The following is a 13,133-nucleotide window of genomic DNA, read 5'->3' on the forward strand; positions in this document are numbered from 1 at the left end:
TCACGTGTCCTGGACGCCCGCGGCCTTGTGCAGCGCGTCGGACAGTTCGCCCAGCTGTCCGGCGGGCCGGAGGGCGTCGGGGGGCAGCGGGGTGTAGTCGTCGGCGTCGTACGAGCCGGAGCCGTGCAGGACGACCTCGTCGGCGCGGACCAGTCCGCGCTCGACGGCGAGCAGCGTGCCCGTCACCACCATCACCAGCGACCACTCCCGCAACTTCCGTGGATCCGCGGGCAGGTGCACGTCCGCCTGCGCCACCAGGGCCCGCACCTGCGCGTAGCGGCCGAGGCACTCGTGGAGGGAGACCACGATGCCGCTGCCGCCCTGCTCCCGGATGAGCGCGCTCATCCGCGGCGCCGTGGCCGGCTGCTCGGTGTAGAAGGTGGGGTCGATGCTCTCGCGGGGGTCGAAGGCGGCCGCGGGGAACACCGGGTTGGCGTTCTGGACGTACAGGCCGCTCACCGGGTGCCGGCGGTACGGGGGTGACGCGGCACCGGCGTACAGGTCCTGCACCATGTCGGGGGTCCGCAGGTGCTGGACGAGGAGATAGCCGGGCGGGTCGTCCCGCGCGCCGGGCTCCGCGGCGAGGAGCCGGGTGCCCAGGTGGTGGCCGAACAGGCCGAAGGCGCTGGAGACGGCGTGCGAGTGCCAGCGGATCCTGCCGTCGGGCAGCGGGAGGAACTCGGCCTCGTAGAAGGCCCGTACGGTGTCCGCGGCACGGTAGTTGTCGAGGTCGAGCGTATGCCAGATGCGCACTCCGGCCACCCGCCGGAGCTCTGCAGCACAGGTTTCGGCGCCTTCCTGTGCCAGGGCCTTCACGGCGGCGCCGGGGCCGTCGTGCACGACGACGGGGTTGCGCTCGCGCAGTCCGGGATCGGCGGCCAGACGGGAGTGCCACACCTTGCCGACGGACTCCCGGGGGACGACGCAGGCGATGCGCAGCTCGTCACGGGTGACGAGGCCGGCGTCGACGGCGCGCAGCACGGCGTCGCGCAGGGCGGTGGCCTTGTTCGCCGACGACGGGGTGAGGAGCATCAGCCGCTCCCCCGTCTCGCGGATGTGGCGCACGGCGCGCGCCACGATGACCAGGGAGGCGAAGGTCTTGGTGGTGCGGGTGCCGGGGTTGCGCATGAGGTCGAGGAGGGTGAGCCGCACGCCGTGGTGCGTGCCGAGGACGACGGAGGCCATCCCGGAGACGGCGAAGAACTCCCGTGTGATGTCGTCGAGTTGCGGAAGCCGTTGCTCCGGCCCGTCGCCCTCCGTGCCGTGCTCGCGGACGTGGTCGAGCGCCGACCGGATCCGGTCGTAGTAGTGGGCGATCGCGTTGTCCAGAACAGCTCGCCTGCGTGGCGCCATGGGCCCGCTTCCGTCCTTCCGGCAGGCTCGGCATCGCCGAGATCAGCCGTCCCCCGAGGGCGTGCGGTGGTCGAGTGTATCTCCGGAATTTCCGGTTCCTGCAGATATTTACCGGCCACCTTGCGGGGCCCTCCGGCGGCGGTATCCGATGCCGTGTCCGCCGTGCCCCGCCGGACACTTGACGGCGTGAGCCGCTCCTCCCTCCGGTCCCTGCCGGCCGCGGACCCCACGGGTCCCCCGTCACTGCTGCGGGACCGCAACTTCGTCCGCCTCTCCTGGGCCCGCACCGTCTCCGTGCTGGGCAACGGCTTCGCACGCGTGGCACTGTCCTTCGCCGTCCTGGGGCTGCCCGGGGCGACGCCCGGTGAACTGTCCCTGGTCCTGGCCTGCCAGGCACTCCCCCAGCTGCTGTTCGTCCTCGTCGGCGGGGTGATCGCCGACCGGGTCCCCCGCGTCCGGCTGCTGACCGCAGCGGAGTTGACCGGTGCCGCCGCCTACACGGGGCTCGCGGCGATGACACTGACGGGGCATGCGCCCCTGGCCGCGCTCGCCGGGCTGGCCACGGTGGCGGGGCTGGCGACCGCGCTGTTCTTCCCGGCGATGACGGCCGTGGTCCCCGAGATCGTGCCCGCGGACCGGCTGACGGAGGCGAACGCGGTGCTGCGCATGGGGATGAACACCGCCATGCTGCTGGGGCTGGCGCTGTCGGGCGCGGTGGTCAGCGTGGTGGGCGCGGGCTGGGCGCTGGCGGCCAACGCGGCCTCGTTCCTCGCGGGAGCCGGACTGATCGCAGGCATCCGCATCCGCATCCGCACACCACGGCCGTTGCGGACGGGTGGGGGCTCGGGATGGGCCGATATGCGCGAAGGATGGCGGGAGTTCACATCACACCAGTGGCTGTGGGTGGTGGTGCTGCAGTACACGTTCGTCGTGGCGGCGATGAGCGCGGAGACGGGGGTACTGGGCCCGCTGGTGAGCGAGCACGGCCTGGGCGGGGCCCGGGCCTGGTCCACGGTGATGGCGGCACAGGCGGCGGGCACGATCGCGGGGGCCGCCCTGGCGGCACGGCTGCGCCCACGGCGCCCGATGCTCGTCGCGGTGCTGGCCACCTTCCCGGCGGCGGTGCCGATGCTGCTGCTGGGCCTGCACGCCCCCCTCTGGCCGACCGCCGTGGCGGCGTTCCTCGCCGGGGTGTCGGGGGACGTGTTCGGGGTGCTGTGGTCGACGACCCTCCAACGGGAGGTACCGGCGGCGGCCCTGTCGCGCGTGAGCTCCTACGACTGGTTCGGCTCCCTGGCGTTCGCGCCGGTGGGACTGTACGCAGCCGGTCCGCTCGCCGCGGCGGCCGGGGCGGACGTGGCCTTGCTGGGGTGCGCGGACGTGGTCGTCCTCGCGACGACGGGGGCGCTTTTGGCGCCGGGGGTGAGGCGGTTGGGGGCCCGGTAGGGGGCAGGGCTGTGTCGATGTGCGGCTCCGCCGCGTGGGCGCGACCCGCCACCACCGGCCCGCAGCCGACGCACCAGCCCGGGGGTCCGGGGCGCAACCCCTGGGGGCACCTCCTGGGGGTACCCCCAGCGGTAGCTGGGGGAGGTAGCTGGGGGAACCTCGACTGCGGATGCGTCCTGGCTGATCGCGCCCACGCGGCGGAGCCGCACATCGACACAGCCCCGCGCCCCTACAGGGCGCTGCCCTGGCCGCGTGCCAATGGGGTGGCGCCCCAGCCGTTCTCCAACAGCGCGAACAGTTCGCGCACCGTCCGCTCCGGATCCTCGCTCGCGCGCGCGATGCCGGGGGCTTCGAGGGCGAAGCGGGCCAGGCCGGTGACGGCGGGGGCGTCCGGGTCGAGGCCGGTGGCCTCGGCGAGGGCGGCGGCCAGTGTCTTCTCGTGGCGCGACCACATGCGCCGGGCGTGATCCCGCAGTGCGGGCGTGGATTCGACGAGGACGAAGAAGGGGTCGTCGGGCCGGACGGTGGCATGGGTGTTCACCATGTGGTCGCGCAAGGCATGCAGCACGGACAGGCCGGGCTCCCGGTCACGGACGACGGCGACCAGGGCGTTCTCGACGTCCTCGTCCAGGTCGAAGACGAGGGCTTCCTTGCTGGGGAAGTGCTTGAAGAGGGTGCTCAGCGAGACGTCGGCCGCCTCCGCGACCTCGCGTACGCCGACGTCGTCGAAACCGCGCTCGGTGAACAGCCGCATGGCGGCATCCGCCAGGGCCTGCCTGGTACGGGCCTTTTTGCGCTCGCGGCGTCCTGTCGTCGTCTCGGTCATGCCCTCACCCTACCCCCTTGCGCGGATTCGATCGTAAAACGGATCGACTGGAAAGTCGGAGCGATTGCACTTTTGGAGCGGCTGTGTTTCTGTGGAACCCCGGGCACAGCCCAGGCACTCACCCTCTTCCTCCGTAGAACGGAGCGTGGCCCTCATGTCCACCACCCCTACGACCCCTCGCATCGCGATCGTCGGCGCCGGTCCCGGCGGCCTCGTCTGCGCGCGTGTCCTGCAGCAGCACGGCCTGCCGGTCACGGTCTTCGAGCGCGAGACCGACCCCGACTCCCGCTCGCAGGGCGGCACCCTCGACATCCACGAGGACACCGGCCAGGTCGCCCTGCGCGCAGCCGGACTGCTCGACCGGTTCCTCGCCCTGTCCCGGCCCGAGGGCCAGGAGTGGCGCATGTACGACCGTCACGCGACCCTCATACGTCACGACCGGGCCGGCGAGGGCGACCTGAGCAGGCCCGAGATCGACCGAGGCCGGCTGCGCGCCCTCCTGCTGGACTCCCTCGCCCCCGGCACGGTCCGCTGGGGTCACCCCGTGGAGTCCGTCACCCCGCTCGCCCACGGCGCCGTCCGCCTGCATCACCACGACGGCACCGCCGAGGACTTCGACCTGGTCGTCGGCGCCGACGGCGCCTGGTCCCGGGTACGCCCCGCGCTCTCCGACGCCCAGCCCGCCTACGCCGGCGTCACGATGGTGGAAGCCCTCTTCGACGACGTCGACGACCGTCACCCCGGCATCGCCCGCCTGGTCGGCCACGGCACCATGTCGGCGAAGGCGGGCCGCCGAAGCCTTTTCCTGCAGCGCAACAGCAACGGACACGTCCGCGCCTACTTCAGCTTCCGCGGCCCCCAGGACTGGCACGCCGGCCTCGACCTCGCGGACACCGAAGCCGTACGCGCCCGCCTCCTCGCCCAGTACCGGGGCTGGCACGAGAGCCTGCTGGACGTCTTGCGCGACAACGAGGGCGGCTTCACCAACCGGCCCATGTTCGTCCTTCCCGTTCCTCATACGTGGCAGCGCGTCCCCGGCATCACCCTGCTCGGCGACGCCGCCCACCTGATGCCACCCGCCGGCGTCGGCGCCAACCTCGCCCTGCTCGACGGGGCCGAACTCGCCCAGGCGGTCATCGGCCATCGCACCGTCGACGAGGCCCTCGACGCCTACGAGAGCGTCATGCTGCCCCGCGCCGTCGACAACGCGCAGACGGCCCAGCAGATGCTCGCCACCCTCATGCCCGACACCGACTCCGACGAGGCCGCCTTCCCCGACACCCTCTGGCCGGTCGACACCGTCCCTGACTCGGGTTCTGCTCAGGCCAGTTGAGCCCGGCAGGCAGTTGCCGGAGCCACATATGACAGGTGATGCTGACCTCTACGATTCCCGTTGACGCGGGGAATTCGAAAGGTAGCCCAGGTCAGCTCAGCGGCGGCAGATCAGCAGGCCGCCGAGGCACGTGATCTCGAATCGGCCTTGCTCCTCGATCTGTTGGGAGACGATCCGCTCTGCACGCTGGATCGTTTCGTCGAAGGGTACTTCGTACTGGTCTGCCCATGCTCGGTACGACGCCATGTGCGCAACGACCGGCGCGGGGTCCGTCACGGCGATGGTTCCAGGCAGCTCGACCACGCGCACAGCGCTGAAGGCGGCGCCGAGTACCGACGGGGCCTTTTCGAGTGAGAACCGGGCACTGAGCGAAATGCGTGATGGGCCTCGATCACGGCCGAGACGGCCGAGGACGTCTCCGGATGCGCGCTGCCAAAGGTCGTCGAGTTCCGACTTGTCGTGGTCGCTGTTGGTCGATGCGACGACGGTTCCACCCTCGGCCAGGACCCGGCCGAGTTCGGCGACCGCTGCGGGGATGTCTTCCACGTGGTAGAGCATGTGCAGGGCCAGTACGGCGTTTGTGCCGGCGTCGCGGAGTGGCAGCCGTGCGGCGTCTGCCACGGCCACGGGGCCGGGCACTTCGCCGAGGATGCCGGCCGAGATGTCGAGGCCCAGTAGTCGGAGGTCGGGCCGGTCCTGCCGGAGACGGTTGATGAACTTGCCGTTTCCGCAGCCGACGTCCACCACCGTCCCGCGGATTTCCCGCAGTTGCTCCGTCACCAGACCGGGCAGGTCGTAGCGCGGTGACTGCCACTTGTACAACGACTGCCGGGCCGACAGGTCCTGTCCGCTCTTGTAGGCGCTGCCGGACAGGAGCGAGCGGTTGGTGACGGCGGCGTTGTGCCGTACGGGTGCGTCAGTCACGTCATCGGCTCCGGAGGGTCGTTGGCGGGCAGTGCGGTGGACGCGGCCGTGCTCTTGATGCGTTCGCGCAGGTGCGCGACGCGTGACGAACCACGGTACTGGGTTGCAGCGAGGTCGTCGGCAAGGCCGCTCAGCCGACGACGGATGCTTGCCGAGAGGAGTGCGGGCGGGCTGTCGAGTACGAACGTCAGCATGGCTTCGGCCGCGTCGACGTCTCCCGCAAGCATGTGACCACGGACAAGGTCCAGGTGAGCCGCACGTAGGTCTCCGGTCGAGCGATCGTCGGCGGCTGCGCCGCGGTAGAGATCGACAGCAGCAGCGGCGCAGGTGATCGCCTGACGTACGTTGCCGCTGTCACCCAACGAGAGGTGTGTGGTTCCGGCGTAGGCCAACTGCTTGGCGTGCGGGAAGCCGAACATGCCGGGCATCTCGCCCTCGTTCCGCAGGTAGTCCCGTGCGTGCTCGGCTCGACGTAATGCGGCCGTTGCTCCGTCGCGGTCTCCGGCCATGCTGAGGGCGCGGGCTTCCAGACTGACGAGTCGGACCCCTGCGGTCCCGGGGGCCGGGAAGGACTGGCCGGCACGCGCGAAGTCAGCGGCGGTTCTCGGGTCGCCGTCCCAGAAGCTGATCAGAGATTGCACCGCCCGTACCCATGCGCGGAGCCCGTTGTGGTCCGCTTCTTCGGCACAGGCCCAGGCCGTGCGGGCGTGGGTCATGGCGCACGCGTAGTCCCCCAAGTCGAGGCACACGTGGGCCGAAAGCCCGCACAGGCGTCCCGCCGTCACGTAGAGATCCGAAGTCTGCCGTGGCCGCTGCCGTCCTCTCAGCAGATCGAACGCCTCGTCGCGCAGGCCGCGGATTCCGGCGTACATCTCGGAGACCGGACGGCTGACGTATAGGCGGGCCAGGGAGAAGACTTCGGCATCGAGCTGTTCGACCGCACAGGCGTCCGTGTTCCGCGAGGCGATGAAGCGCGAAAATCTGGCTGACGCAGAAGCGTCCGCTGCCAGTGCGCGGCGTGAAGGCGGGGCAAGCAGACGGTCCCGGGGCGTTGGCACGTTGAGGCTCTGGCCCTCTGCCTTGCGTCGCTTGGTGATGCCTGCTGCGCGGTCGAGCGTCAGTGGATCAACCTCGAAGACGACGGCAAGGAAGCCCCGCGTCCGGGAGGTTGGCACACGGGATTCACGTTCGTACCGTCCGATCTCCTTGCCGGTCATGGCCGAGCGGCCTTCGGCCTTGTTGTACTCCTCGGCGACGCGCTGCTGTGACCACCCGAGGTCATCGCGCAGCTGAGCGAGCAGCGCCCCGATGCCTGTCTCGGCCATCCGTTGCCCTCCCGGCAGTTGGCTGCTGGCCCCCATAGTGGCCCCCGACTGGCCCCCGTCCAGGCTCCCGACTCGGACGAGTGATGGGGGTTGGCTGGAGCCATGCCGCCAGGAAGAACGGTCAAGGACCGTAAAACGCGCTACTTCGCCTTCGTGCGGGCCGATCGCATTCGGAAAGGCGACGCCGTGCTCGACGAAGGCGTGTTCCGCACGGTGTGCACGCCGCCCGCGGGAGAACAGTCACCCGGTGGTGGCCAAGTGATCAGCATCGCGCTGGAGGACCGTGAGACGCCCCTGTGTACCCGGCCGCCCGTGCGCTTCGTGGTTCGTCGCCTCGTTGTTCTGTCGGGCGTGCGGAGGGAGGGCACACGATGAACGGCACACTTGCGGAGCCGTCGGGCCGCGCCTCTGGCGTCACGCCCGGTCTCCTCTGCTCTGTGGTGGTGTCCACGTGGGTCGAAGACACCGCTGCCGGGCCCGTGGCGTTCCTGCTGATCGGACACCCGCCTGCCCGTCGCCAAGGGGAGACAGCCGAGAGCATCGAACAGCAGATGCTCGGCCTGTCCGCCGCGCTCGACCTCACCGAACCGTGCGAAACCCTGCGCCACGTAGGCAACCGCGTGATACTCCTGGGCGCCTCGGGTGCTCTGCTCACCATCGCAGGCGCCCCGTATTCGCTGCGTCTGCCACCGGTCGGCGCTGAATGGTCGCGCATGGTCAGTGAGGGCACCCCGGTGTGCATCCTGCTGGGGCTCGATCCCATCCCGCCGCACACCGATGAGAGGGCGACGCAGGAGTACCTGGGCCACGGGCTGTCGCACAACCGCATCCGCATGGGGGCGACCGCTGCCGTGGACCGGCGAGAGTCGGTGGGGTTGGCGCCATGACGAACACGCCGCCACCGGGACACCCGATCACGGCTTCCGTGCTCATCACGGACCGCCAAGACCGACTGCTGATCGTTCACCCCACGAAGCCGGAAGCACCTCGGGCGCTGCCAGGCGGCGCGGTCGAACTCGGGGAATCGCCTCTCGACGCGGCCCGCCGGGAAGTCCGCGAGGAGCTCGGCCTGGTCCTCGATGTGCAGACGCACGATCTGTTCGCCGTCGAGTGGCTGCAAGCCACCGGGCCCGGGCGACGCGATCGGCTCGCTTTCATCTTTGCCGGCCCGCAGTTGAGCCCGGCTGACCACGACCGCATCACCTTGCAATACGACGAGATCGACGCGTGGCGGTGGGAGCCGCCGACCAGCGCGCTGCAACTCCTGCACCCGCGAATCGCCGCACGCATCGTGGGGCCGCTCCAGTACCCCCGTCCGACTACTTACCTTGAGACCAGGCCCCAGGAGAGGACACCATGACCGACTTCCCCGACCGTCCCTTGCGTATCGGCACCCGCAGTTCCCCCATGGCGCTCGCCCAGGTCGAGCAGGTCTCCGCACTTCTCCGCAAGCACGAGCCCGACCTGAACATCGAGGTCCTGCCCGTCACCACCGAAGCGGACAAGTGGCAGGGCGACCTGGCCCAGTTGGGCGGGAAGGGCCTGTACGTCAAGGAAATCGATCAGATGCTGCAACGCGGTGCCGTCGACATGGCGGTGCACTGCGTCAAGGACGTGCCGGGGGACCGGCCGCTGCCGCAAGGGCTGATCTTCGCCGCGTACCTTCCCCGCGATGACGTCCGCGACGTCCTCCTCTTCCCGGAGGGCTCCGAGCGCCAGATGCTGGACGACCTTCCGCCCTGAGCCGTCGTCGGCACCTCGGCCGTCCGCCGCAAAGCGCAGATCAACCGTGTACGCCCCGACCTCAGCGTCGTACGGGTCCGTGGCGCCGTGGGCTCCCGCGTCGAGAAGCTCGACGGGACGCGCAAGACCGACACCAGGCTCGACGCCATGGTGCTCGCCACGTCCGGACTGGAGCGGCTGGGTATTGCCCACCGAGGCCGTCAGGTGTTCACCGTGGACGAAATGCTGCCTGCAGTCGGCGCCGGCACACTCGGTCTGGAGTGCCGTCAAGACGACGGAGCCGTTGCCGGTCTGCTGTCCGAGCTCAACCACGAACGGACCATGACCGAGACCACTGCCGAGCGCGTGATGCTGCACGGTCTGCGCGGGCACTGCAACAGCCCCATCGCCGGGCACTGCGCCACCGATCCCGACGGCCAGCTCTCCCTTCGCGGCATGGTGTTCTCCCGCGACAGCTCCAAGTTTGTCCACGCCCACTATTGGGGCGAGATGGACAACGACCCCGCGACCCTCGGCACCCGCGTCTGCGCCGAACTGCTGCGGCAGGGGGCGCGGGACATCATCGAGGGGATCCCGCACTGATACTGTCGCGCCGGTGATCCACAGCGTTCCCTCCGCGATGCGCAGTACTGGTCGCGGTCCTTGGCCTTGAAGCGCTGACAAGCGGGGAGCTTCAGGTGGTTGGGGCAGGGAAGAGCCCATGACGACTATGGCGCGTAAATACCGGAAGGGTATTCGCTAAAGCCCCATAAGTCGCCGCCAAGCCCTCCCGAAGGTCGGCGATCTGCACACTATCTTTCTCTTGTGTCAATTCGCTCGACGTATCCGCCGATTACGGCCGGATGCGTTTCCCGCTGCGAATGCAGCGAGGGGAAAACAGATGAGACTTCACATATCCAAGAAGCAGACGGTCCGTTTCTCGACGGCTGCCGCAATCGCGGCGGCAATGGCCGTCGTTGCGGTGCCGGGCACCGCGCACGCCGACACCCGGCCGAGTGGGCGGCGAAGCAGGCCGATCACGCGCAGCACTGGGGTTCGCCGGAACCGTACGGACAGGTCTGCGACAAGGCCGGCTGCCGACCGCGCGGCATCGGAGCCCGGTACGACGGAATCGGGACCAACACCTCCGGTGTCACCTTCACCAACCTTGAGGTGACACCGGACGGCCCTCCGGCCGTCATGTCGGTGCAGGACGGAGTGCCGATCACGGACGACGTCTCCACAACCCTGATCAACAAGACCGACAAGACACTCCAGATGAACAGCGGTCCGCTGACGAGGAGGTACACCAACTCCGTCACGAGCGAGGTGACCCGACAGGTCAGCACGGGCAATACGGCCAGTGCCGAGATCAAGATCGGCCCGTTGGTCAACGTCAGCGATGTGCTCAGCACGACATTCACGTGGGGGACGTCGAATTCCACGACGAAGAGCGAAGAAATAGAGGTCACCATCCCCAGCCAGACGGGAATTCCCGTACCGCCTCATTCCTCTGTCAAGGTGTACGGCACGATGACCCGCACCGTCCGCACCGGGAAGGTCGACATCAAGGGAGACCTGAACGGAAACTTCACGCAGTGCATTCACTCGTCCCCCCCCCCAGAAGCCCGACGGTTCCTGGATCACGTGGGGGATGGAGCACGGCTACGACCAGGACGGGAACAAGGACTGCAAGAATTACTCGGTGTTCGACCTGGCCATAGCCGCTTCCCACGGGGGCACCTACGGGAACCTGCCGGAAGGGTTCGGCATCAGCGGCCACCACTCGGTCTCGGTTCCGGGTGTCGGCACGTACCGGACCGTCACGGGTGCGGACATCGCGGTGACGGTCGACGCCCCGGTTCCGCTCCCGGACTGGAACAAGCCTGTGCCGCAGGCCGCGGTGCGGTCCGGTCATGCGTACTCGATCCCGGTCCGCGTCAACCCCAAGGTCGTCCGTACCTGGGTGACCCAACACTGACGCATCCGGGAACAGGCGCTCCGCGCCGGGGTGCTGCCCGGAACGTTCCGGGCAGCACCCCACCCCCGTTCGGCTTCGACATGTTCAGGAGACGGTGCCGCACTTGTTCGCCGCGAGGCCGGTGTTGAGCACCCTCTTGAGTCCGGCGGCCTTCTGCGGGGAGAGATCCTTGTTGGGGATGTCCAGCTTGATCGTGCTGTTCACCGCGCCCTTCTTCCTCGGCAGCATCGACACGGTGAAGCTGTCGGGTACCACGGACGGCCCTGCCGGGTAGTGCGCCACGGCGCTGTAGTTGGTGACCTGCATGCCCGGGGCCTTCAGGCATTTCTTCGCACCGTTCTCGAACATCTTGTAGATGCCGATGTTGACCGAGTGCCGCATCGGCACCAGGTTGATGCGTTTGCTGACGCCCTTCAGCGTGCTGGCTATCAGATGGCCGCCGTCATAGCCCGTGCCGCCCATGTTCCCCACCGTCGTCTCGCACTTCGTGCGCGGCGAGGTACCGGCGGAAAGGGTGCCGGCCCGTGCCCACTCGGGCCGTCCCTGGGCGTCGATGTGGTAGGTCCATGTCGCGCGGACGGTCTGGCCCTGGAAGGCCGTCAGGTACTGCACGCACGGGTAGTCCGCGGCTGCTCCCGCTGCCGACGGCGCGGTCGTCGCCGCAGCGGCCGGGGTCGCCAGCACGCCCGCGGTCACGGCACCCGCCAGTCCGGCGGCGGCCCAGAGCCGATGGCGGAGGTGCGCGGGTGATGCGGATCGTACGGTCATGAAACGTTTCCTCTCTCGTGGCCGTGCTCGTGGCCGGAGTGACCGCCGAGCAGTGCACCACCCGTGAATCAACAGACGATTGACGCGCAGCCCGAGGGCGTGAGAGAGGATTCGCGACCGGGAAGGGGACGGCGGCGTTCAGTGGCCGCCGGTGGGCTGGTCACAGCCGGAGTGGTCGGGGTAGCCGCCGAAGGCGTCCGCCCGGGTGGCGTCGCGGCTCATCGTGCCCTCCACGCACAACGGCGAGGCGTCGATGAGGAATCCGACCCCGGTGGGGCCGTCCTGGTACACCTGCACCTTCCCGGCGGCGTAACCGAGGCCGCCGAGCGCGGTGCGCGTGCTCTCCGGGGCGAAGTCACTGCGCTTGCGCAGTGGTTCGAGCGCGTCCTTGACGCGTGCGACGGCCGCCAGCCCTTCGCAGCGGCGTCGGCCGTGCAGCGGGAGGGGAACCATGAAGCCGTGGTTCTCGGCGTAGTGGTCGGTGGGCGGCGTGTCCGGGATCGTCGGCAGCTGCGCGGACGTGGGACTCTCCTCGGGGCACGGGAAGTTCGTCACGGTGCGCGACGGCGCGGCCGCAGCAGTGTCCTCCCCTTGCCGCTGCGTTCCGCACCCGGCTGCCAGCAGGGCCAGCGCCGTCGCCGAAAGCGCCGCCCCGAGCCGTGCCCGTATCGCTCTGGTCATGGTCATGCCCCGCCCGCCCCTCGTTGCGATGTGGAAAGCCCCGAACCCACCCTCGCCGCCCCGGATCTGCACGTGGTGATGTGCTGTGCGGTGTGCACCATTACCTGTACGCGTTGCTGAGCTGCGTTGTCGGTGGGGAGTCGAACCCCCGCGTTGCTCTTCACGCACCAGGAGTGGACCGGAAAACCGCCGGCCCTCGGTGTGTGCACGCCTCCGGAAACGGCTACCTGCTCCACATCGTCCTGCGCTTGCGCTTGAACTTGCCGGAAACGGTCAGTCCAGCAAGTCGGCCTCCCAGTTCGTCCGCTGGATCCGTGTGTCGATCTCGCGGATCTCCCGTGCGAGGACGTCCGCCTGGGCACGCAGTTCCGCCACCGGGAGCGCGGAGAGCATCATCAGCTCGGACCGGAGCTGCCGGCCGTATCCCCGCTCGCCCGTGCCCGCCGCCGCGTCCGCCGCCGCGGTGACCACCGCGTGGCGCAGCCGCAGCACGTCCCGGCGCGCGAGCGCGTCGGTGAGCGTGCCGTCCTCCCCCATCTGCACTGCCGCATTGGTCCGGTTGATCCGCCGGATCAGCGTTTCCAGGGTGTCCAGCACCTCACCGGCCTCGGCCAGCAGCCGGGACGCCTCCTCGGCGGGCGTCTCGCCCTCCTGGTACCGCGCGCTGCCGACGACGCGCGCTCGCAGCTGCTCCACGCGCCGCGTCGCCTCGGCGCGTTCGGCCAGTGCCTCGGCAAGTTTCATGGTCTCCTCCTCCCGCCCTCCGTGAGCTCG

The 13,133-nt window shown here is 69.6% G+C and carries 13 protein-coding genes and 2 pseudogenes; 8 read left to right on the top strand and 7 right to left on the bottom strand.

Annotated elements, in window-relative coordinates:
* The gene (locus tag ACMATS_RS04240; protein ID WP_414166930.1) at positions 1 to 1,353 is read right to left on the bottom strand and encodes a DUF6002 family protein; all 1,353 of its coding nucleotides are present in this window, start codon (positions 1,351 to 1,353) and stop codon (positions 1 to 3) included.
* 186 nt (positions 1,354 to 1,539) lie between these two features.
* Between ACMATS_RS04240 and ACMATS_RS04245 the strand changes: the two genes are divergently transcribed.
* Positions 1,540 to 2,799 carry an MFS transporter gene (locus tag ACMATS_RS04245; protein ID WP_414166931.1) on the top strand — a complete coding sequence of 420 codons (1,260 nt, stop codon included), beginning with the start codon at positions 1,540 to 1,542 and terminating at the stop codon, positions 2,797 to 2,799.
* 229 nt (positions 2,800 to 3,028) lie between these two features.
* Here ACMATS_RS04245 and ACMATS_RS04250 read toward each other — a convergent pair whose 3' ends face one another.
* On the bottom strand, positions 3,029 to 3,625 hold the full coding sequence (locus tag ACMATS_RS04250; protein ID WP_390778776.1) for a TetR/AcrR family transcriptional regulator: 597 nt from the start codon (positions 3,623 to 3,625) through the stop codon (positions 3,029 to 3,031).
* Positions 3,626 to 3,779: 154 nt separating this feature from the next.
* Here ACMATS_RS04250 and ACMATS_RS04255 point away from each other — a divergent pair, with 154 nt between their 5' ends.
* Entirely contained in the window at positions 3,780 to 4,958 is a 1,179-nt protein-coding gene (locus ACMATS_RS04255) for an FAD-dependent oxidoreductase (RefSeq protein ID WP_414166932.1), read from the top strand.
* 96 nt (positions 4,959 to 5,054) lie between these two features.
* Here ACMATS_RS04255 and ACMATS_RS04260 read toward each other — a convergent pair whose 3' ends face one another.
* Both ACMATS_RS04260 and ACMATS_RS04265 read right to left on the bottom strand, forming a co-directional pair.
* Entirely contained in the window at positions 5,055 to 5,882 is an 828-nt protein-coding gene (locus ACMATS_RS04260) for a class I SAM-dependent methyltransferase (protein WP_414166933.1), read from the bottom strand.
* Positions 5,879 to 7,207 carry a helix-turn-helix domain-containing protein gene (locus tag ACMATS_RS04265; protein ID WP_414166934.1) on the bottom strand — a complete coding sequence of 443 codons (1,329 nt, stop codon included), beginning with the start codon at positions 7,205 to 7,207 and terminating at the stop codon, positions 5,879 to 5,881. Before ACMATS_RS04265 ends, ACMATS_RS04260 begins: the two co-directional genes overlap by 4 nt.
* 102 nt (positions 7,208 to 7,309) lie before the next feature.
* Between ACMATS_RS04265 and ACMATS_RS04270 the strand changes: the two genes are divergently transcribed.
* The 6 genes and pseudogenes from ACMATS_RS04270 (at position 7,310) to ACMATS_RS04295 (ending at position 10,910) form a co-directional block, all read left to right on the top strand.
* Entirely contained in the window at positions 7,310 to 7,582 is a 273-nt protein-coding gene (locus ACMATS_RS04270) for a hypothetical protein (protein WP_414166935.1), read from the top strand.
* The gene (locus ACMATS_RS04275) at positions 7,579 to 8,094 is read left to right on the top strand and encodes a hypothetical protein (protein WP_414166936.1); all 516 of its coding nucleotides are present in this window, start codon (positions 7,579 to 7,581) and stop codon (positions 8,092 to 8,094) included. Before ACMATS_RS04270 ends, ACMATS_RS04275 begins: the two co-directional genes overlap by 4 nt.
* Entirely contained in the window at positions 8,091 to 8,567 is a 477-nt protein-coding gene (locus ACMATS_RS04280; protein WP_414166937.1) for an NUDIX domain-containing protein, read from the top strand. The genes ACMATS_RS04275 and ACMATS_RS04280 overlap by 4 nt, the downstream gene beginning before the upstream one ends.
* A pseudogene (hemC, locus tag ACMATS_RS04285) lies at positions 8,564 to 9,532 on the top strand (hydroxymethylbilane synthase). The gene ACMATS_RS04280 and the pseudogene hemC overlap by 4 nt, the downstream one beginning before the upstream one ends.
* A 675-nt stretch (positions 9,533 to 10,207) precedes the next feature.
* A pseudogene (locus ACMATS_RS04290) lies at positions 10,208 to 10,477 on the top strand (ETX/MTX2 family pore-forming toxin); the annotation flags it as partial.
* Between the two features lie 106 nt (positions 10,478 to 10,583).
* A complete protein-coding gene (locus ACMATS_RS04295; protein ID WP_414170872.1) occupies positions 10,584 to 10,910 on the top strand; it encodes a hypothetical protein in 327 nt (108 codons plus the stop codon).
* Positions 10,911 to 10,994: 84 nt separating this feature from the next.
* On the opposite strand, the gene ACMATS_RS04300 is transcribed toward ACMATS_RS04295, so the two are convergent.
* From ACMATS_RS04300 to ACMATS_RS04310, 3 genes are all read right to left on the bottom strand, one after another.
* Positions 10,995 to 11,678 (bottom strand): DNA/RNA non-specific endonuclease, encoded by a 684-nt coding sequence (locus ACMATS_RS04300; protein WP_414166938.1) that lies wholly within the window; start codon positions 11,676 to 11,678, stop codon positions 10,995 to 10,997.
* A gap of 138 nt (positions 11,679 to 11,816) precedes the next feature.
* Entirely contained in the window at positions 11,817 to 12,365 is a 549-nt protein-coding gene (locus ACMATS_RS04305; protein ID WP_414166939.1) for a hypothetical protein, read from the bottom strand.
* 267 nt (positions 12,366 to 12,632) lie between these two features.
* The gene (locus ACMATS_RS04310) at positions 12,633 to 13,103 is read right to left on the bottom strand and encodes a DIP1984 family protein (protein ID WP_336412195.1); all 471 of its coding nucleotides are present in this window, start codon (positions 13,101 to 13,103) and stop codon (positions 12,633 to 12,635) included.
* Positions 13,104 to 13,133: the final 30 nt, after the last annotated feature.

The sequence above is a fragment of the Streptoverticillium reticulum genome (genome assembly GCF_047456005.1).
Taxonomy (GTDB): domain Bacteria; phylum Actinomycetota; class Actinomycetes; order Streptomycetales; family Streptomycetaceae; genus Streptomyces; species Streptomyces reticulum.